The sequence below is a fragment of the Prauserella sp. PE36 genome (assembly GCF_003311655.1).
GTDB classification, from domain to species: Bacteria; Actinomycetota; Actinomycetes; order Mycobacteriales; family Pseudonocardiaceae; genus Prauserella_A; species Prauserella_A endophytica.
This window is the reverse complement of record NZ_QEQT01000110.1, coordinates 222,839-243,235: the sequence shown is the minus strand read 5'-3', so window position 1 is coordinate 243,235 and position 20,397 is coordinate 222,839. Positions and strand designations below refer to the sequence as shown.

At 70.8% G+C, this 20,397-nt stretch carries 15 protein-coding genes and 1 riboswitch; of the genes, 9 read left to right on the top strand and 6 right to left on the bottom strand.

The window, feature by feature from the left end:
* Positions 1 to 44: 44 nt before the first annotated feature.
* Together DI005_RS36440 and DI005_RS36435 are read right to left on the bottom strand one after the other, a co-directional pair.
* On the bottom strand, positions 45 to 1,640 hold the full coding sequence (locus tag DI005_RS36440; protein WP_199543518.1) for a beta-N-acetylhexosaminidase: 1,596 nt from the start codon (positions 1,638 to 1,640) through the stop codon (positions 45 to 47).
* 216 nt (positions 1,641 to 1,856) lie between these two features.
* Positions 1,857 to 3,800 (bottom strand): propionyl-CoA synthetase, encoded by a 1,944-nt coding sequence (locus tag DI005_RS36435; protein WP_304481744.1) that lies wholly within the window; start codon positions 3,798 to 3,800, stop codon positions 1,857 to 1,859.
* Between the two features lie 91 nt (positions 3,801 to 3,891).
* Between DI005_RS36435 and DI005_RS36430 the strand changes: the two genes are divergently transcribed.
* Positions 3,892 to 5,604, top strand: coding sequence for a serine/threonine-protein kinase (locus DI005_RS36430; RefSeq protein ID WP_113645040.1), 1,713 nt, complete (start codon positions 3,892 to 3,894; stop codon positions 5,602 to 5,604).
* Between the two features lie 173 nt (positions 5,605 to 5,777).
* On the opposite strand, the gene DI005_RS36425 is transcribed toward DI005_RS36430, so the two are convergent.
* Positions 5,778 to 7,352, bottom strand: coding sequence for a dolichyl-phosphate-mannose--protein mannosyltransferase (locus DI005_RS36425; protein WP_113645039.1), 1,575 nt, complete (start codon positions 7,350 to 7,352; stop codon positions 5,778 to 5,780).
* Positions 7,353 to 7,403: 51 nt separating this feature from the next.
* Between DI005_RS36425 and rsmI the strand changes: the two genes are divergently transcribed.
* Complete coding sequence (rsmI, locus tag DI005_RS36420) at positions 7,404 to 8,234, top strand: 16S rRNA (cytidine(1402)-2'-O)-methyltransferase (RefSeq protein ID WP_113645038.1); 831 nt, start codon at positions 7,404 to 7,406, stop codon at positions 8,232 to 8,234.
* On the opposite strand, the gene DI005_RS36415 is transcribed toward rsmI, so the two are convergent.
* Positions 8,198 to 9,520 carry an aminodeoxychorismate synthase component I gene (locus DI005_RS36415; RefSeq protein WP_113645073.1) on the bottom strand — a complete coding sequence of 441 codons (1,323 nt, stop codon included), beginning with the start codon at positions 9,518 to 9,520 and terminating at the stop codon, positions 8,198 to 8,200. The genes rsmI and DI005_RS36415 overlap by 37 nt on opposite strands.
* Positions 9,521 to 9,555: 35 nt before the next feature.
* Here DI005_RS36415 and DI005_RS36410 point away from each other — a divergent pair, with 35 nt between their 5' ends.
* Positions 9,556 to 10,563 carry a DUF4185 domain-containing protein gene (locus DI005_RS36410; protein ID WP_113645037.1) on the top strand — a complete coding sequence of 336 codons (1,008 nt, stop codon included), beginning with the start codon at positions 9,556 to 9,558 and terminating at the stop codon, positions 10,561 to 10,563.
* On the opposite strand, the gene DI005_RS36405 is transcribed toward DI005_RS36410, so the two are convergent.
* Positions 10,538 to 11,131: a GH25 family lysozyme gene (locus DI005_RS36405; protein ID WP_112276529.1), complete on the bottom strand. Its 594-nt coding sequence runs from the start codon at positions 11,129 to 11,131 to the stop codon at positions 10,538 to 10,540. The two genes, DI005_RS36410 and DI005_RS36405, sit on opposite strands and share 26 nt — an antisense overlap.
* Before the next feature lie 247 nt (positions 11,132 to 11,378).
* Between DI005_RS36405 and metG the strand changes: the two genes are divergently transcribed.
* The 5 genes from metG to DI005_RS36380 all read left to right on the top strand — a co-directional run bounded on the left by metG (position 11,379) and on the right by DI005_RS36380 (position 18,027).
* The gene (metG, locus tag DI005_RS36400) at positions 11,379 to 13,172 is read left to right on the top strand and encodes a methionine--tRNA ligase (RefSeq protein WP_113645036.1); all 1,794 of its coding nucleotides are present in this window, start codon (positions 11,379 to 11,381) and stop codon (positions 13,170 to 13,172) included.
* 127 nt (positions 13,173 to 13,299) lie between these two features.
* The gene (locus DI005_RS36395; protein WP_228714247.1) at positions 13,300 to 14,127 is read left to right on the top strand and encodes a TatD family hydrolase; all 828 of its coding nucleotides are present in this window, start codon (positions 13,300 to 13,302) and stop codon (positions 14,125 to 14,127) included.
* Positions 14,128 to 14,447: 320 nt separating this feature from the next.
* Positions 14,448 to 15,824, top strand: coding sequence for a resuscitation-promoting factor (locus DI005_RS36390; protein ID WP_113645072.1), 1,377 nt, complete (start codon positions 14,448 to 14,450; stop codon positions 15,822 to 15,824).
* An 18-nt stretch (positions 15,825 to 15,842) separates the two neighbouring features.
* Complete coding sequence (rsmA, locus tag DI005_RS36385; RefSeq protein ID WP_113645035.1) at positions 15,843 to 16,691, top strand: 16S rRNA (adenine(1518)-N(6)/adenine(1519)-N(6))-dimethyltransferase RsmA; 849 nt, start codon at positions 15,843 to 15,845, stop codon at positions 16,689 to 16,691.
* Between the two features lie 52 nt (positions 16,692 to 16,743).
* Positions 16,744 to 16,833, top strand: a riboswitch (SAM riboswitch).
* 183 nt (positions 16,834 to 17,016) lie between these two features.
* Complete coding sequence (locus DI005_RS36380; RefSeq protein WP_112276533.1) at positions 17,017 to 18,027, top strand: methionine ABC transporter ATP-binding protein; 1,011 nt, start codon at positions 17,017 to 17,019, stop codon at positions 18,025 to 18,027.
* Between the two features lie 197 nt (positions 18,028 to 18,224).
* Here DI005_RS36380 and DI005_RS36375 read toward each other — a convergent pair whose 3' ends face one another.
* Complete coding sequence (locus DI005_RS36375) at positions 18,225 to 19,661, bottom strand: MFS transporter (protein ID WP_113645034.1); 1,437 nt, start codon at positions 19,659 to 19,661, stop codon at positions 18,225 to 18,227.
* 163 nt (positions 19,662 to 19,824) lie between these two features.
* On the opposite strand from DI005_RS36375, the gene DI005_RS36370 reads away from it, so the two are divergent.
* Entirely contained in the window at positions 19,825 to 20,379 is a 555-nt protein-coding gene (locus tag DI005_RS36370; protein ID WP_112276537.1) for a TetR/AcrR family transcriptional regulator, read from the top strand.
* Positions 20,380 to 20,397: the final 18 nt, after the last annotated feature.

The window sequence follows — 20,397 nt, the reverse complement described above, 5'->3', positions numbered from 1 at the left end:
CCGGATCACGCCAGGGCCGCGCGGCGCACGGCCCTGGCGCTGGGTCACGGCCAGACGATCTGCGGCGAGCGGTAGAAGTCCACGCCCCGCTGCTGCCACCGCGGGCCCTGCTCGGCGAGCCGCCGCGAGAACGACTCCCAGTCGTGGCTCGCGCGTGGCGACCAGCCGAGCTCCGCGATCGCGGGCAACCTGGGGAACGCCATGAACTCGATGTCGTCGATGGTCCGCAGGGTCTCGGACCACAGCGGCGCCTCGACCCCGAGCACCGACTTCTCACCGACGCCCGCGACGTGGCTGCCGGGGTCCCACCCGTAGGCGTCGCGCACCTCGATGAACCCGGCCCACTGCAGCCCGAGCGGCGTGTTCGCGTCGTACTTCATGTCGAGGTACGACCTGTTGGCGGGCGACATGATCACCTTGTTGCCCCTCGCGACGGCGTCGGCGAGGTCGGCGTTCTCCGTGGTGGTGCCCCAGTACTGCGGGACCACCGAGGCGGGCGGGTCCACCCGCGCGACCTCGTTCCAGCCGAACGCCCGCTTGCCGTACTTCTCCACCAGCGGCAGCACCCGGTTCATGAACGTCCGGTAGTCCTCGTCGGTGGTCGCGTGCGCCTCGTCGCCGCCGATGTGCAGGTACGGGCCGGGGGTCATGGCCGCGAGTTCGCGGATCACGTCCTCCACGAAGCGGTACGTGATCTCGGAACCGATGCACAGCGAGGAGTACCCGACCTCGATGTCCGTGCGCGGCGGCGGGGCGACCCCGTCGCAGTTCAGCTCGGCGTAGGTCGACTGCGCCGCGTTGGTGTGCCCCGGCATGTCGATCTCGGGCACGATCGTGATGTAGCGCGAGGCCGCATAGGCCACGAGATCGGTGTACTCGGCCTTGGTCAGGAAGCCCGGTCCCTCGCCGTCAACGCCGGTGCCCGGTCCGCCGCCGACCGTGGTGAGTTTCGGCCAGCTGTCGATCTGGATGCGCCAGCCCTGGTCGTCGGTGAGGTGCAGGTGCAGGTGGTTGATCTTGTACTGGGCGAGCTCGTCGATGTAGGACTTGATCTCGGCGGGCTCGTGGAAATGCCTGGCGAGATCGAGCATCGCGCCCCGGTACGCGAAGCGCGGCCTGTCGACGATCGTCCCGCCGGGCACCGTCCAGGCGCGCCGGATCGTGCGGTCGGCCTCGATCTGCGCGGGCAGCAGCTGGCGCAGCGTCTGCGCACCCGCGAACAACCCCGCGCCGGTCCTGGCCCGGATCGTCACCCCGGACCTGCCGACGTCGAGGCGGTAACCCTGGTCGCCGATCTTGGGTTCGTGCTTGTTGAGCACCAGTGAGACGGCGGAGCCGCCCCCTCGGCCAGGGGAGACGACGGGCAGGGAGTAGCCGGTCGCCGGGCGCAGCACGTCCGCGAGGTGGCGGCCGACGCTCCTGGCCTCGGCCGAACCCGCCTGCGTGCGGATGGACGTATGCGGACCGAGTGTGAAGCTGGTCCTCGGATTGGGCTTGACCTCGGCAGGCACCGGGATCACGTCGCCGAGCTCGCGTTCCGGGCCATGGCCGGGACCGGCCTGCGTGGCCGCGGCCGGAACCGCTGGTAGAAGCAGCACGGCCGTGGCGAGCAGGCCGAGGATTGTCCTGCGTTGACGCACGGAGCACCTCCGATGGGGAAGGAGCAGGTGCGGTCAAAGGTATAGACCAATACTGGTTCAGACATCCGCCGTTCGGCGGACGCTTTCCGGCCCTGGCGTCAGGACCAGCACGCCGTCGGGTGCGCGCTCATTTGCCCTCGGCCGGTCTCAGAACCCGCACCTGTCCGTGCTATCGCCTTCGACGAACGAACCGCATTTCGCCCACGTGAGGGAAGCTCACTCCGGCCGCAGGATGGAGCGCAGCGCGGTGAGCACGTTCGGGTCCTCGATCGTCGAGGGCACGGGCTCGTCGCGGCCGTCGGCGATGCCCCGCATCGTCTTGCGGAGGATCTTGCCGGAGCGGGTCTTCGGCAGCGCCTCGACCACCGAGACGTCCCGGAACGCCGCCACCGGGCCGATGTCGGCGCGCACCGCCGCCACCAGCTCGTCCCGTAGCTTCTCCTCCGGGATGTCCACCCCCGCCTTGAGCACCACGAAGCCACGCGGCAGCTGGCCCTTCAGCGCGTCCTTCACGCCGATCACCGCGCATTCGGCGACCGCCGGGTGCGCCGCGAGCACGGCCTCCATCGATCCCGTCGACAGCCGGTGTCCCGCCACGTTGATCACGTCGTCGGTGCGGCCCATGACGAAGAGGTAGCCGTCCTCGTCGCGGTATCCGGAGTCGCCGGTGAGGTAGTAGCCCTCGTACCGCGACAGGTACGCCTCCTTGTACCGCTCGTCGTCGCCCCACAGCGTGGGCAGCGCGCCAGGCGGTAGCGGCAGCCTGATCGCGATCGCTCCCTCCTGCCCGGCGGGCAGCTCCTCGCCGGACTGGCCGAGGATCCGCACGTCCCAGCCCGGCACCGGCATCGTCGCCGAGCCGGGCTTGACGGGCATCGGCTCGAGCCCGCGCAGGTTGGCCGCTATCGGCCAGCCGGTCTCGGTCTGCCACCAGTGGTCGACCACCGGAACGCCGAGCTTGTCATGTGCCCAGTGGTAGGTCTCCGGGTCCAGCCGCTCTCCGGCCATGAACAGAGTGCCGAACCGAGTGAGGTCGTGGGCCGCGGTCTCCTTGCCCTCCGGGTCGACCCGCTTCACCGCGCGCAGCGCCGTTGGCGCCGTGAACAATGCCTTCGCCCCGTGCTCGGAGATGACCCGCCAGAACGCGCCCGCGTCCGGGGTGCCGACGGGCTTGCCCTCGTAGAGCACCGTCGTGGCGCCGATCAGCAGCGGCGCGTACACGATGTAGGAGTGGCCGACGACCCAGCCGACGTCGGAGGCGGTCCACCACACGTCGCCCGCCTGGATGTCGTAGACGGCGCCCATCGACCACGCGAGAGCCACGGCGTGTCCGCCCGTGTCGCGCACGACGCCCTTCGGCTTACCCGTGGTGCCGGACGTGTAGAGGATGTACAGCGGATCGGTCGCCGCGACCGGAACCGGGTCCACGGGCGACGCGGTGGCCATCAGCTCGGTCCAGTCGGCGTCGCGCTCGCCCAGCTCGGCGCGCGCGGCGTCGCGCTGCAGCACCACGACCCGGTCCGGCTGGTGCTCGGTGGCGGCCAGCGCGGCCTCGATGATCGGCTTGTACTCGACGACCCTGTTCGGCTCGATCCCGCAGGAGGCGGCCACGATCGCCTTCGGCTGCGCGTCCTCGATGCGGGCGGCCAGCTCCTTCGGAGCGAACCCGCCGAAGACGACGGAGTGGATGGCGCCGATGCGCGCGCAGCCGAGCATCGCGATCACGGCCTCGGGCACCATCGGCATGTAGATGATCACGCGGTCACCCTTGGCCACGCCCAACGAGGTGAGCGCGCCGGCGAACTTCGCCACCTCGTCGCGCAGCTCCGTGTAGCTGTAGGTGCGCTGGGAACCGGTGACCGGGGAGTCCCAGATCAGCGCTGCTTGCTCGCCGCGGCCCCGCTCGACGTGCCGGTCGAGCGCGTTGTAGGCGGTGTTCAGCTCGCCGTCGGGGAACCAGCGGTACAGCGGTGCGTTCGAGGAGTTCAGTGCGCGGGTCGGCTCGCGGGTCCACGTGATGGCTCGTGCGGCGTCCAGCCAGAAGCCCTCGGGGTCGTCGAGGCTGCGCTGGTAGGTGTCGGCATACGCGCCCATCGTGAGTGTCTCCTCGTCGTCGAGTCCGTGCCTTGAAACCGTAGAACGTCCGTGCGATCGGCGCACGCAGCGAACCCAGCGCGCACCACCTGCGTCCTGGAAGGGGAGCACTCGACATACTCTGGTGCGAACAAAGCCGACCGGCCGAGGAGCGAGGGTGGAATCGATCGCTAGCGCGTTGCTTTCGCTCGCGCACAGCCTCTTCCAACCGGGTTTCTGCCCGGGGGACTGGGTGTGGGCGACGAGCATGGCGGGCGCGCTGATCGCGCTGTCGCCGGTGGCGGGCGCGATGCTCGTGGCGCTGGTGCGCAAGTTCACCGGCAACCGCTACAGCGGTCCCGCGCTGATCGCGATCGCCGGGATCAGCGTGGTGTTCGTGCTGCTGCTGCCGTTGTTGCTGGCGACGGGCGTGTCGAGCGTCTACCGGGACGTGTTCGCGGGCGGCACCGGTGGGCTCACCACGGGTGAGGCCGGCTCGCTCGCCAGGGAGTACTGCTTCGTCGGCGTGCAGAGCGAGTACCTCGGCGGCGGCCAGAACATCTACGAGACGCTCTTCTACCCGTCCGACAGCGTGCTGGCCTACGGCTACTACCTCGGCGGCCTGGTCGGGCTGCCGATCCTGGCGCTGCTGGCGATCATGCTGCTCGGCCGTGTCGCGCTGCGCCGGGGCCCGAAATGGCCCGGTCGGCTCATCTGGGGCTCGTTCGTCGCGTTCGTGCTGCTGAGCGTCGGTGTGGAGGCGAACACGGCCGTGCACCTGTGGCTCGGCTTTCTGCCCGTCACGGTCCTCGGCGTGATCCCGGTGGCGCTGGTCGGTCCGCCGAGCTGGTCGGTGATCCAGAACTCCGACCGGCCGCCCGAGCCGAAGCCGAGGCCGGAGCCCCCGCGTCAGCCGCCGCCGTACGTGCCGCCGCCGCCCTCGGAGGTGCCGCCACCCCCGCCGAAGCAGTACCCGCCGACGTCGGTCGCGCCGTCGCCGGAGGCCGCGGGCGCGCTCGCCGCCGTGCCCGGCCCGATGCCCGGTACCGCGGATTCCGGCAGCGGCCGGTTCAAGCGGATCCGTCGGCTGGGCCACGGTGGCTTCGGCACCGTGTGGGAGGCGCAGGACACCCAGCTCGGCCGCACGGTGGCGCTGAAGATCGCCCACGCGCCGGACCGGGACACCGAGGAGCGCATGCAGCGCGAGGCGCGGGCGCTCGCGATGCTCAACCACCCGAACTGCGTGCGGGTGTACGACCTGGTCGAGGAGCCGGACGGGCTTGCGCTCGTGATGGAGTACCTGCACGGCCAGTCGCTCGCCGAGACCGTGGACTCCGGCGGATCGCTCGACGACGTCGCCGCGGGCAGGCTGTGGGCGACGCTGGCGGGCGCGCTGTCGGCCGCGCACGACAAGGGCGTGCTGCACCGCGACATGAAACCGTCGAACGTGATCGTGGACCCGGAGGGCCTGCCGCACCTGATCGACTTCGGGATCGCGCGCAGCAAGGGCGACTCGAAGCTCACGGCGACCGGGATGATGATCGGCACGCCCGACTACACGGCGCCCGAGACGGCGGCGGGCTCGCCCGCGAGCCCGGCGTCGGACGCGTGGCAGCTCGCGGCGACGGTCAGCTACGCGCTGTCCGGCTACCCACCGAGGGGCACGCGAGAGACGCCGATGGCGGCGCTCATGGCGGCGGCGCGAGCGGAGCCGCCGAGCCAGCTGCCGAGGCAGAGTGTCCACGCGCGGCTGCTCATCGCCTCGCTCGACCCGCAGCCGCGCAACCGCCCGACCCTCAACGCGGTGCGCCGCGAGGTCGAGGGCTGGCTGGCGCGAGTGGGCAAGTCGCCCGACGGTCCCGTCACGAGGGTCGTACCCAAGGTGCAGTGAGGGCTCCGTTGGCGGCCGCTCAGCCCCGTTCCAGTGAGGAGCAAGGGAGCTTTACTACCGTTTTCCGGGAGTAAAGCTCCCTTGCTCACCGACTGGGGGCGGGAGCCGCTTGCGCGGGGGCTGCCTTCACTGCACGGCGGGCGGGGGAACCTCGGGCGCCGGTTACCGGTCGGCTAGCGCCAAGAGGGGAGCCACAGCTGCGACTGCCAGTGCTCCGTGGTGATCGAGTCGCCGTTCAGGATCGGCCACAGCCACACGAAGTTGGCCACCACCAGGCCCGTGTAGAGGGCCACCGCGAGCAGCCCGGTGCCGCGTCTCTCGAAACCGTCCCGCGCCCTGCCGAGCAGCTGACCCAGCACCAGCGTCAGCCCCAGCACCAGGAACGCCGCCAGCGGTGTCGCGTAGAAGAAGTACATCTGCCGGTCGAGGTTGACGAACCAGGGCAGCAGGCCCGCGAAGTAGCCGACGAGCACGGCCGCGTAGCGCCAGTCCGAACGGAACACCGACCGCCACAGGCCCCAGCCGAGCACCGGCAGCGCCAGCCACCACATCGCGGGCGTGCCCACCAGCATCGTCGCCCGCACGCACTCGGACTCCCCACAGCCTGCCGCGGTGCCACCGCCCGACTCGTAGTAGTAGAGCATCGGGCGCAGCCCCATCGGCCACGTCCACGGCTTCGACTCCCACGGATGCGGGTCGCCAGCAGGCGTCGACAGACTCTCGTGGAAGTCCAGGACGTTGAACGTGTACGCGATCAGCGAGCGCAGCGCACCGGGGACGAAACCGAAGGCCCCGGCCGCCTCGTTCTGGATCTCCACGTAGTGCCGGTCGGTCGCGGTCTCGCTCGCGAACCACGCCCACCAGCTGCTCAGGTAGACGAGCACCGAGATCACGCCGATGCACCACAACGCGGGCGCCAGGTCTCGGCGCAGCACGCCCATCCACGGCCGGGGCACACCGGCGGCCTTCCTCGCCGCGACGTCGAAGGCCAGGCACAGCAGCCCGAACGCGAGCACCCAGTACATGCCCGACCACTTCACGGCCGTGGCCAGCCCCACCAGCACACCGGCGCCGAAGCGCCACCAGCGGAACCCGAGCCGGGGACCGAAGGGCGACTCGTCCGCCCAGCCCTCGCGCACGGCCACCGCGAGCCGCTCGCGCACCTGGTCCCGGTCGCGCAGCAGGCAGCCGAACGCCGCGAGCACGAACAGCGCGATGAAGATGTCCAGCATCCCCATCCGCGACTGCAGGTGCAGCACGCCGTCGCAGATCACGAGGATGCCCGCGATGGCGCCGAGCAGGGTCGACCGCGTCAGCCGCCTGGCGATGCGGATCGTCAGCAGGATGATCAGCGTGCCCGCGATCGCCGCGCTGAACCGCCAGCCGACGCCGTTGTAGCCGAAGATCCACTCACCGACGGCCATCAGCTGCTTGGCCAGCGGTGGGTGCACCACCAACTCGTAGCCGTAGTTGTCCTCGTAGCCGCCGTTGCGCAGCATCTGCCACGCCTGCGGCACGTAGTGCTTCTCGTCGAAGACCGGGGTCCCCTTGTCGGTGGGGAAGCCCAGGTTCTGCAGCCGCACGAACCCGCCGATGGCGGTGAGCACGACGGTGACGACGAGCGCGCGCAGCCGGTCCGTGGGCATCGGCTTGCCCAGCAGCGTGGCCTCGCGGTCGCTCGGTGGCCGCTGTGTCCGCCCCGGCTCGGGGCCCACGCCGCCCGGCGTGCGGGTGAGGAGTGCGGTCACGAGGCCCGATCCTACGGGCGGGCGGGGGAAGGCGGAGATTAGCCTCGGAGGGTGCCTCTCGTACTGGCCGGGACACCGCTCGGCGACTCCCGCGACGCTTCCCCGCGCCTTGCCGAGGCGCTCGCCGACGCCGACGTGATCGCCGCCGAGGACACCCGGCGCCTGCGGTCGCTGGCCACGGCGCTGGGCGTGACACTGCCGGGCCGGGTGGTGAGCTTCTACGAGGACGTCGAGTCGGCCCGCCTGCCGAAGCTGCTCGACGCTCTGCGCGAGGGCGAGACCGTGCTGCTGGTGACCGACGCCGGGATGCCAAGCGTGTCGGATCCCGGCTATCGCCTCGTCGCGGCGTGCGCGGCGGAGGACCTGCCCGTGACCTGCGTGCCTGGACCCTCGGCCGTCACCACCGCACTGGCACTTTCCGGGCTCGCGCCCGACCGGTTCTGCTTCGAGGGCTTCGTGCCCCGCAAGCCGGGGGAGCGCGGCAAGTGGCTGGCCGAGCTGGCCGGCGAGCGGCGCACCACGGTGTTCTTCGAGTCGCCTCGCAGGCTCGCCGCGACGCTCGCCGAGGCGGTGGAGGTGCTCGGCGGCGACCGCAGGGCCGCCGTGTGCCGGGAGCTGACCAAGACCTACGAGGAGGTCCGCCGCGGTTCCCTGGCAGAGCTGGCCGCGTGGGCCGGGGACCACGTGAGGGGCGAGATCACGGTCGTGCTCGCGGGCGCCTCCCCTCGGCGGGCGAACGTCCAGGACCTCGTCGGCGACGTGCTCGGCCGGGTCGAGGCGGGGGAACGGCTCAAGTCGGTGGCCGCCGAGGTCGCGGCCGCGACGGGGGTCTCGAAGAACGAGCTCTACAACGCCGCGCTCGCCGCCCGCCGCGACGCCTGAGCGGGCGGGGTAGCGAGCAGCCGCTCCAGGGGCGCCGCCTTGTCGAGGCACTCCTGCCACTCGGCCGCCGGGTCCGAGTCGGCGGTGATGCCGCCGCCGACGCCCAGCTCCACGGTGCCGTCGTGGAGCTCGAGCGTGCGGATCGCGACGTTGAGCTCCAGCCCGGCGACGGGGGAGGCCAGGCCGATCGCGCCCGTGTAGACCCCGCGCGGGGCGCGCTCCAGCTCGGCGACGAGGTCGAGCGCGCGGATCTTGGGCGCGCCGGTGACCGAACCGGGCGGGAATGTCGCCGCGAGCAGGTCGGCGTCGTCGCGGCCCTCGGCGAGCACGCCCTCCACGGTCGAGTCGAGGTGCCAGACGCCCGGTGCCGCGCGGACGGCCAGCAGCTCCGGCACGCGCACGCTGCCAACCTCGCACACGCGGCCGAGGTCGTTGCGCACCAGGTCGGTGATCATCACGTTCTCCGCGACGTCCTTCACCGACTCCCGCAGCTGCCGGGCCAGCCCGTCGTCCTCGGGACCGCGGCGGGGGCGGGTGCCCTTGATCGGCGTCGACCGCACGCGCCCGCCCGAGCGCGCGAGGAACAGCTCCGGCGACATCGAGACGAGCGAGCCCCACTGCCCGGACAGGTACGCGCCGCGAGCGGGCCGCAACCGGCGGACGCCCTCGGCGTACAGCGCGGCCGGCTCGCCGTCGAACGTGCCCGTGAACCGCGTGCAGATGTTGGCCTGGAAGAGCTCACCCGCCTCGATCGCGTGCACGCACTCCTTGACGGCAGCGTGGTGCCCGGCCGGTAGCGGGTGCTCCAGCGCCGTGGGCGTCCACGCCGGCTTCGGCGCCGCCCCGTCGAGCAGGTCGGCGAACTCGGCCGCGAGCGCGTGCGGGGCCGGTTCGCCGTCGGGCACGAGCGCCTCGAACCACCAGCGCCCGTCCTGGTCGAGCCGGAGCACGTGGTCGGCCCAGCCCCACGCGGCCTTCGGCAGCGCGGCGGACCGCGCGGAGGGGTCGGTGAGGTCGTAGGAGAGGTAGCCGAACCAGCCGCCGCCGACCGTGCCCTCGGGGGCGTCTCGGACCTCGGGTTGCCTCGCCGGAACGGTCAGTGCGTCGCCCACCTCGGTGAACGTCTCCATGCGCAGGCTCGGGGCGAGCACCGCGCGGGAGCTGAACCAGTCGCCGGTCAATGCGGCGGGACCCGGCAGGCCACGGGCGCGGGCCCGGCCGGCGAGCAGCAGCAGCGCCTCACCCGGGGCCGCGCTCGAACGGAGCTCCGCCCGCGTCAACCACATGCCGGACATTCTCGCCGCTACTACCGTCGGAACCGATGTTCCGGGTGACAGAAACGACACGCGTGGCCAAGGTGACCGGTGGTGACTCGCCCAACCGCACCGCCGAGCGGTTCGGCATCGTCGCCACCGATCTCGGCATCATGTGGGACGGCGGCGACGGCAGGGTGTTCGTGCTCTTCGGCGACACCTACGGCGAAGGCTGGTGCGGCAACGGCGCGGGTCCCGGCACGGCCGACTGGCGCCGCAACGTGCTCGCCTTCTCCACCTCCACCGACCTCGCCTCAGGGCTCGCGCTGGACGGCGTCGTCGAGCGCGAGGGCGGTGGGGCCTGCCAGGTCATCCCGTCCGGCGGCGGCAAGGAGGTCACTGTCATCCCCAACGGCGGCATCGCCGTCGGCGGCAGGCAGTACGTGCACTACATGTCCGTCCGGAGGTGGGGGCCGCCCGGCACGTGGCGGACCAACCACGCCGGCATCGCCGTCTCCGCCGACGGCGGGCGGACGTGGGACAAGCCCCGCTCCGCGCGCTGGGGCAACCTCCGGGGAGGCAACCGGTTCCAGATCGGCGCGTTCACGCGTTCCGAGGACCACGTCCACCTCTTCGGCACCACCAACGGCAGGCACGACGACGCCTACCTCGCGCGCGTGGAGCCCTCCGGGCTGCTCGACACGGGCGCGTACGAGTACTGGGACGGGGAGGGCTGGTCCGGTCGCGAACGGGCGGCGGCGCCGGTGTTCGCGGGCCCCGTCGGGGAGATGTCGGTCGGCTACCACTCGGGGCTCGGCTGCTGGCTGATGATGCACCTCGACGAGAGCCGCAAGGGCATCGTGCTTCGCTCGGCGGAGCGGCTCACCGGACCGTGGACGCACGGCGAGGTCGTGGTGTCGGGGCAGGAGTACCCCGCGGTGTACGGCGGGTATCTGCACCCGTGGTCGCTCGACGGCCCAGACCTCTACTACCTGGTCTCGCAGTGGGGGCCCTACAACGTCTTCCTCACGCGCAGCAGGCTGGAGCCCGCTACAGCAGCACGTCCGACAACGTGAAGGGGTAGACGAGCGCGTCCGCGCCGTACGGGTGACCCGCGCTGTGCTGGTGCAGGCCGAGCCGAGAGTGAAACCAGCCGGGCCTGCCGGGGATGCCGTTGTGCCGCACGAGCCACAGCACCACCTCGCTGTCGGCCCACTTGTCGGGATGGAAGCGGTGCAGCCAGTCCTCGTAGGTGGCGTAGACGAGGATCCGCCGGACCCCCGCCGCGTTGCGGACGGCCTTGATCCACGACTTGATGAATCGGTCGTCGACGCCGTCGGCGCCGACATCGATGGAGGGGGCGAGCGCGCCGGGAGCGAACGCGCCGAGCGGCATGCCGGTGCGGACGAAGTGTTTCGCCTGGTCCTGCACGGCTCCCGGCCGCGCGTAGTGCCGGATGCCCGCGTGCACACCCGCGCGCATTGCGTCGCCGAGCTGGCGCGCCGCGTTGTCGTCGGTCCAGTTCAGGCTCTCGGTGACCGTGATGGCCGCGAACGACACCGAACTCGCCCTCATCGCGGACCAGTCGGCGACGGTCTCATGCAGCGAGAGGTCCATGCCCCGCGCCTCGCCCTGCTCCTTCATGCCCTTCCCTCCCCCCGGTTGACCTCGGCCAATGCAGTGAAGGCCACCTTAACCGCGGTCAACGCAGTGAAGGTGGCCTTCACTGCGAGGGCGTGTCTCACGGGCAGAGCCGGTCCGCCGCATCTGGTAGCCGCGCGCTGCCGTACATCCGCACGACACCCAGCACCAGCAACCGCGTCGCGGACACCGGCCTCGCCTTCACTCCCTGGCGAAGACGACTGAGACGCCATCCGTAGGCTAATCGGGTATGAGCACCCCTGTGTTGACAGCGGTGGCCTGGCCATACGCCAACGGTCCCCGCCACATCGGCCACGTGTCCGGTTTCGGAGTCCCCTCGGACGTCTTCTCCCGTTACCAGCGAATGGCCGGCAACCGCGTGCTCATGGTGTCCGGGACCGACGAACACGGCACCCCCATCCTCGTCCAGGCCGACAAGGAGGGGCTGACGCCGCAGGAGACCGCCGACAAGTACACCCGCCAGATCAGCGAGGACCTGCGCGGCCTCGGGCTCAGCTACGACCTGTTCACCCGTACCACCACCGGCAACCACGCCGAGGTAGTGCAGCAGATCTTCCTCGCGCTGCACCGCAACGGCTACGTCGTGCCGCGCACCACGACCGGCGCCGTGAGCCCGTCGACCGGCCGCACGCTGCCCGACCGCTACATCGAGGGCACGTGCCCCATCTGCGGCTACGACGGCGCGCGCGGTGACCAGTGCGACAACTGCGGCAACCAGCTCGACGCGGCCGAGCTGATCAACCCTCGTTCGCGCATCAACGGCGAGAAGCCGGAGTTCGTGGAGACCGAGCACCTGTTCATCGACCTGCCCGCGTTCACCGAGTCGCTGGGCAAGTGGCTGGCCACCAAGACGGACTGGCGGCCCAACGTCCTCAACTTCACCCGCAACCTCGTCGAGGACATGCGGCCCCGTCCGATCACCCGTGACCTCGACTGGGGCGTCAAGGTGCCGCTCGACCGCTGGCGCGACCAGCCGCTCAAGCGGTTCTACGTGTGGTTCGACGCCGTGATCGGCTACTTCTCGGCGAGCGTCGAGTGGGCGCGCCGCTCGGGCGACCCGGACGCCTGGCAGGAGTGGTGGAACAACCCGGACGCCCGCTCCTACTACTTCATGGGCAAGGACAACATCACGTTCCACGCCCAGCTGTGGCCGACGTTCCTGCTCGGGCACAACGGCGAGGGCGACCACGGCGGCGAGGCCGGTCCGTACGGCAGGCTCTCGCTGCCCGGCGAGATCGTGTCCAGCGAGTTCCTCACCATGAGCGGCTCGAAGTTCTCCACCTCGCGCGGCACGGTCATCTACGTCAACGACTTCCTGCGCGAGTTCGGCCCCGACACGCTGCGCTACTTCATCAGCGTCGCCGGTCCGGAGACCCAGGACACCGACTTCACGTGGGACGAGTTCGTGCGTCGCACGAACTTCGAGCTCGCCAACGAGTGGGGCAACCTCGTCAACCGCTCGATCTCGATGGCGCACAAGAACAACGGCGGCGTGCCGACGCCGAACACGCCGCAGCAGGCCGACGAGGACCTCAAGGCGCTTTCCCGCGCGGCGTTCGACACCGTCGGCGCGCACCTGGGCCGTTCGCGGTTCAAGCAGGCCGCGAGTGAGGCGATGCGCGTCGTGTCGGCGGCCAACCGGTACCTGTCCGACCAGGAGCCGTGGAAGCTCAAGGACGACCCGCAGCGGCGCGACACCGTGCTGCACACGGCGCTGCAGGTGGTCTCCGACGCCAACACGCTGCTGACGCCGTTCCTGCCGCACGCGGCGCAGAAGGTGCACGAGGCGCTCGGCGGAACCGGCGTCTGGGCGGCGCAGCCGGAGCTGAAGGAGGTCGAGGACCTCGACATCGCCGGCCGGATGAACCCGATCCTCACCGGCGACTACGCGAGCGAGCAGGCGCGCTGGGAGTCGGTGCCGATCGAGGCCGGCCGCCCGCTGGCCAAGCCGACGCCGCTGTTCGCCAAGCTCGACCCGAAGCTGGGCGAGACGGGTCCGGAATGGGCTCCCATCGAGGGCTGAACGCGCCGATGACTGCGCGGTTCTCCTGTGGGACACCCGCGCCAGGACGCGCCCTCAGGTACCCGGCGGCCGTGCACCACCGACGCCCGCGGCCTTGTCACCGGCCCGCTCGATCCCTGGAGGAAACTTGAGTCGTGAGCGCCCGCCGGTGCCGGAGAAGCTTCCGGCACCGGCGATCGACTCGCACACGCACCTGGACGCCTGCGGAGTGGAAACCCCGGCGGAGCTGTCCACTGTGCTCGCTCGCGCCGAATCCGCCGGGATCGAGCGCGTGGTCACCGTCGCCGACGACCTCGCCGCCGCGCGCTGGGCCGCCGAGGCGTCCACGTGGGACGAGCGCGTGTTCGCCGCCGTGGCGATCCATCCCACGCGCACCAAGGACTTCGGCGACGCCGAACGGTCCGAAGTGGAGCGGCTGGCGCGGGGAGATCGAGTGGTCGCGGTCGGGGAGACCGGCCTCGACTACTACTGGGACTACTCACCGCCCGAGGCGCAGCAGGAGGCGTTTCGCTGGCACATCGACCTCGCCAAACGCATCGGCAAGCCGCTGATGATCCACGACCGGGACGCCCACGACGACGTGCTGAGGATCCTCGACGAGGAGGGCGCGCCGGAAACCGTGGTGTTCCACTGCTTCTCCGGAGACGCCGACATGGCGCGCCGCTGCGCCGACGCGGGCTACGTGCTGTCCTTCGCGGGCACCGTGACCTTCCGCAACGCCAGGGCGCTGCACGAGGCGGCGCGGCTGGTCCCTTCGGAGCAGTACCTCGTGGAGACCGACGCGCCGTTCCTCACGCCGCACCCGTTCCGGGGAAGGCCCAACGAGCCGTACTGCGCGGCGTACACGGTGCACGGGCTCGCGGAGCTGCGCGGCGAGCCGGTCGGCGAGGTCGCGAATGCCGTACGTACCAACGCAGAACGCGTGTTTCGACTGCCCACCGTCACTTCGGGTTGAACGGACTGCGACATTCGTGCACACATCTACGTCGACCGGCCGAGTGACGAAGCTCACGACACTCCGAGGGGTATTTGCACAACCCCCAAGCCTTCGTTATTGTCCCGTGACCGTGCTGGGTGGTGGTTTTCGAACCGCCAGCCGGTTGGCCCACAGTCACGTCGGTGTACGTCGGGGAAACGTCCTGCGGGACGTGAGGACGGCGCTGACTGCGGGAGTCCTGGCCTTACGCGAAAGGGATCGACCCTGTGACTGGTAGCTACGGGCGCGCTGACGCGGGTCTCGACGCATCGCCGAGACCGGGGGGCGCCTCGACAGCCCTGCTCGACCGGCCGAGCGACTTCGACGACTTCGAGTTCTCGCCGGACCCGCACGTCACCCGTCACGACGTCCTGACGGCGCTCGGCCCCGACGCCGACAGCCTCATGTCCGAAGCGGACATCGATGTCGACGAGCTCATCCGGCTGATCAACGCCGAGACCACGATGCTGCCGCCGATCGTCGTTCCCGACGAGGCGAGCGCGGACCGCACCGCCGAGGCGCAGGAGAAGCCCGAGGACGGGCTCGCCACCGCGGTCAAGACCTGGAAGAAGCGCTTCCTCAAGGGCGCCGTCCTCGCCGTGATGATCACGCTCACGGGCGGCGGCGCCGCGGCGCTCGCGATGAACAAGAGCGTCACCCTCGACGTCGACGGCGAGCGCCAGACCGTCCGCAGCTTCGGCGGCACCGTCGGCGAGGTGCTGGAGGACGCCGGCATCACGGTCGGCGCCCACGACGCGCTCTCACCCTCCCCACAGGCCGCGGTGGGCGACGGCGGCGTCATCACGCTGGAGCGCGGCCGCCAGCTCAACCTGATCGTCGACGGCGAGCAGCGCGAGGCCTGGGTCCGCGCCACCACCGTCGGCGAGGCGCTGGAACAGCTCGGCCTCCAGGACCTCAACAAGCAGGGAACCTGGTTCTCCGCGCCGGTCGGCGGCGAGGTGCCGCTCGAGGGCATGACCCTGGAGGTCAAGACCCTCAAGAACATCACGCTCTTCGACGGCGGCAACCAGCCGCGCGAGCTCTCCACCACCGCCGTGACCGCGGAGGAGCTGCTCAAGGAGCTCAACCTCTCGCTCGGCCCGAAGGACAAGATCGAGGGCGGGCTCAAGTTCAAGATCCACGACGGCGCCTCGGTGCACATCAGCCGCACCGGCGTCTCGGTGATCAACGAGACGGAGGTCATCGAGCCCAAGGTCCGCACCATCGAGGACCCCGAGCTCGAGCAGGGCACCGAGATCGTCGAGGAAGAGGGCGTCCCCGGCGAGGAGATCGTCACCTACCGCATCACCAAGGAGAACGACCAGGAGATCGCCCGCGAGGAGCTCTCCAGCAAGATCATCAAGGCCGCCAAGGACCGGGTCATCCGGGTGGGCACCAAGCAGCCCCCGCAGCCGGTGATCTCCGACGGCGCAGTGTGGGACGCGCTCGCGCAGTGCGAGTCCACCGGCAACTGGGCCATCAACACCGGCAACGGCTACTACGGCGGCCTGCAGTTCGACAAGAGCACGTGGGACGCCTACGGCGGCGACCAGTACGCGGCCTACCCGCACCAGGCCAGCCGCGAGCAGCAGATCGCGATCGCCACGAAGGTGCGCGACGATCGCGGCGGCTACAGCGCCTGGCCGAGCTGCCAGTCGAAGCTGGGGCTCCCGTAGCCGTTCTAGACTGACCCGGTGACGGAGACATCGGGCTTGCTCGGCCCTGCTGAGATCCGCGGGCTGGCGAGTGAGCTCGATGTCCGGCCGACCAAGAAGCTCGGCCAGAACTTCGTGCACGACGCCAACACCGTGCGCCGCATCGTCGAGCTGGCCGAGGTCGGTGCAGGCGACGTGGTGCTCGAGGTCGGGCCGGGTCTCGGCTCGCTCACGCTCGGCCTGCTGGGCTCCGGTGCGCGGGTGATCGCCGTGGAGATCGACCCCGTGCTCGCCGGGCGCCTGCCCGACACCGTTCGGAGCCACGCGCCCGAGGCGGCCGGCCGGCTGACCGTGCTCGGCGCCGACGCGCTGCGGGTGCGTGCGGACGAGCTCGCCGAGCCGCCGACGGCGCTGGTCGCGAACCTGCCGTACAACGTCGCCGTTCCCGTCGTGCTGCATCTGCTCGCCGAGCTGCCGTCGTTGCGCAGGGGACTCGTGATGGTCCAGACCGAGGTGGCCGACCGCATGGCGGCGGGACCGGGCAGTCGCGTCTACGGCGTGCCGAGCGTCAAGCTGGCCTGGTACGGCAGGGCACGCAAGGTGGCCGCGGTGCCGAGGTCGGTCTTCTGGCCGGTGCCCAACGTCGACTCCTCGCTCGTGGCGTTCGAACGCGGCGAGCCGCCGGAGAACGCCGATCGCGACGTGGTGTTCGGGCTCGTCGACGCCGCGTTCTCCCAGCGCCGAAAGACACTCCGCGCCGCGCTGGCCTCATGGGCGGGCTCCGCCGACCGGGCGGGCGAGCTGCTGACGGCCGCCGGGATCGACCCCCGCTCCCGCGGCGAGCAGCTGGACGTCGATCAGTTCGCGGCTATTGCGGCAAAGGTGTGATCTACATCGGCGAGCTTGCGTTCGTGTGGCCGATTCAGGTCTACTCTTAGGGCATCCATCCCGAGCGACTGAGAGACCTGGCTCGCCGAAGTCGCAGCAACCGCCCACCGAGGGCAGGTGCTAACGCCAGGAGCGATGGAGGATCCGTGTATCGCTCGCGAATGCTCACCAGGCGCCGAGTCGTCGATCAGGGCCGCCGCACCGTAAGCGCGTGTTGTCGCCACACCGCTGCCGCCTGATCGTTTCCCACTCGCTCATCCCTTCCCAGCGACCGTCTGAGATCCGGACGGGGCGTCGCTGTGTCTCGAGTTGCCTTGGAGCTTTCGTGATCACCGTCGAAAACGTCAGCAAGTCGTTCGCCGCCGGCAGTACCGGGGCGCCCGTGGTCGCGCTGCGCGACGTGAGCCTCGCCGTGGAGGCGGGTTCGCTGTACGGCGTGGTCGGCCCTTCGGGTGCCGGTAAGTCGACGCTGGCGCGTTGCATCGCACTGCAGGAGCGTCCGGACCGCGGGGTCGTGCGGTTCGACGGGCTCAACACCGCCGCGCTGGACGGCCGCAAGCTGCGGGACGCGCGCCGTCAGCTGGGGATCGTCGACACCCGGCTGCAGCCGGAACGCACGGTCGCCGGCAACGTGGCCGCACCGCTGGAGCGGCTCGGCATCGAAGGCCCGCAGCGCCGGAACCGCGTGGGCACCCTGCTCGACCTCATCGGCCTGACGAGGCGGGCCGCGCAGCTGCCCGGTGACCTGTCCGAGGGCCAGCGGCGACGGGTCGCCGTCGCGCGGGCACTCGCGGCGGGGCCGTCGGTGCTGCTCGCCGACGACCCGACGGGCGGCGTGGAGTCCGAGGAGTCGGGCTCGGTGCTGGCCGTTCTCGACCGGGCGCGGGCCGAGCTGGGCGCGACGGTGCTGGTGACCACGCCGGACGCGAGCGTGGCGCGGCGCGTCTGCGACGACGTGGCCCTGCTGGAGCGCGGTGCGGTACTGGAGAGCGGCAACGTGCTGGGCCTGCTCGGCAAGCACGGCAGCAAGATCGCCAACCAGCTGCTGCCCGCGATCGAGACGTCGAGGGCGGAGGTGTCGCAGTACGACCTCGCCGTGGACGTGGTGCTGATCGGCTTCGCGGCCGTCGGTGCGCTGCTTCCCGAGGCGGCGGGCCGCTTCGACGTCGAGCTGGCGACGATCGGCGGTGGCCTGACGCGATTCGGTGACACGCCGGTGGCGCGCTTCCGGCTCGGGGTGCGCGGCCAGCGGGCCGACGCGGCGCTGGCGTGGATCGCGGAGCGCGGCGCCCACGTCACCCACACCCTCTACGGCCTGCGCAACGTCGCCGCCTGATCCAGGGAGCCCCTTCTGCAGGGAGCCCCCTTCTGCAGGGAGCCCCCTTCTGCAGTGAAGGCCACCTTGCCTGCGTTCAACGCAGTGAAGGTGGCCTTCACTGCAGTCGGGCCCACCCCCGGCCGCCACGTAGTGAGCAAGGGAGCTTTGCTCCCGGAAAACGGGAGTAAAGCTCCCTTGCTACCCCCTGGATGTGGCTACTGGGACTGCTGGGGCACCGGTGAGGGGCGCCGGAAGAGCAGGCCGGCCACTACGGCGCCCACCGCGAGAACACCGGCCGCCCAGCCGCTCGCCGTCGCGTAGCCGTGCACCGTCGCCGCGGCTCCACCCGCGACGACCGACGCCGTCGCGCTCGCCGCGATCGTGTTCAGCGCCGCCGTGCCGAGCGAGGCTCCCACCTGCTGCGACGTCGTGATGAACGCCGAGGCTACGCCCGCGTCCTTCGGCGCCACCCCCTGCGTCGCCGCGTTCACCACCGTCGGCATCACCAGACCCGCACCCGCGCCCAGCAGCACCTCGGCAGGCAGCAGCAGGCCGACATAGGAGCTGTCCGGCGTCAGCCGCGTCAGCAGCGCCATGCTCACCGCCAGCAGGAGCAGCCCGCCAACCAGCAGCGGCCTCGCCCCGACCCTCGGCGCGAGCCTGCTCGTCACCTGCGTCGACATCAGCACGTTGCCCGCCACGAACGGCAGGAACGCCACCCCTGCCAGCAGCGCGCCGTAGCCCATGATCACCTGCAGCTGGAACGTCAGGAACAGGAACATCCCGAACATCCCGAACGCCGCGAAAGCGACCCCGAGGAACGCAGCCGCCCGCGACCGCTCGGTCACGACGCTCAGCGGCAGCAACGGTCCCCTCACCCGCGCCTGCCGCGTCGCGAACACCGCCACCAGAACCAGCGCTGTCGCGAGCAGCCCGAGCACGAGCCCTGAGCCGAAGCCGCGCTCCGCCGCCTCCGACAGCGCGTAGACGAGTGACACGATTGCCCCGCCGCCGAGTGCGGCGCTGATCCAGTCGAGCGGGGTCTCGCGATGTCCCTCGACCTTCGGCAGCACGAAAGCGCCCAGCACGGCGGCCAGCGCCGCGATCGGCAGGTTGACGTACAGGCACCAGCGCCAGTCGAGGTACTCCGCGAGCGCCCCGCCCGCGACGAGTCCGAGCGCGGCGCCCGACATCATGATCGCGCTGAAGATGCCGAACACGCGCGCCCGCTCGCGCGGTGCGGTGAACGTCGTGGTCAGCAGTGAGATCGTCGACGGCGCGAGCAGCGCCGCGAAAACGCCCTGGCCCGCCCTCGCCGCGATCAGCATCTCCGTGCTGATCGCGGCGCCTCCGACGGCCGAGGCGAGCGCGAAGCCGACGGCGCCCACGAGCAGTGTGTTCTTGCGGCCGAGCCGGTCTGCCAGCCGCCCGCCGAGCAGCAGCAGCCCGCCGAACGCCACGGTGTAGGCGGTGATCGCCCACTGCCGGCCGGCGTCGGACATGCCAAGCTCCCGCTGCGCCGACGGCAGCGCGATCGTCATGATCGTCATGTCGACGATGACCAGCAGCTGGGCCAGTCCGATCACCGCGAGTGCCCACCATCTGCGCCGGTCGGTGGTTTGCCCCACCGGTGCAGGAGCGGTCGTTGTCATGATTTCCCCTTGTGAGACTGTGTGGAGGCCCCGAAATGACTGGAAAGCACCGGGTTCGCCGATTGCTTACCGGTCGGCTAGTTAGCTTGTATGGTGGAACCGTAAGTGATTGCTAGTCGGGCGTCAAGTAAGTTGAAGACGGTCTCAGGAAGGGCTGGCTGACATGGTGGGGCGGCGCAGCGACACGAGGGAGCGCATCCAGCAGGTCGCGCTGGAGCTGTTCGCCGAGCACGGCTACGAGAAGACGTCCCTGCGGGAGATCGCGGAGCGCCTCGCCGTGACGAAGGCCGCGCTGTACTACCACTTCAAGACCAAAGAGGACATCGTCCACAGCCTCGTCGAGAACCTGGTCGACGGCCTCGATGAGCTGCTCGCCTGGGCCAAGGAGCAGCCGAGGTCGCAGGGGACCACGGAGGAGGTTCTGCGCCGGTTCTCCGCGCTCGTCAACGACGAGCACGGGCCGGAGATGCAGTTCATCCAGCAGAACATCCCGACGCTCAAGAAGTTCGGCGTCATGCACCCGCTCGGCGCGAAGGTCAGGGAGCTCTTCCAGCTGATCAGCGCCGAGGGCGGCGACCCGGCCACGGAGCTGCGGGCCAGGCTCGCCCTGGTCGCACTCGTGCTCGGGATCAACCCGATGTTCGGCGGACCCGGAGCGGCCCCGCCGCCCGAGGTCGCGCTCCAGGTCGCATTGGAGCTGGTCGCGCCGCGCGGCTGAGCCGGCCAAGTACCCTTG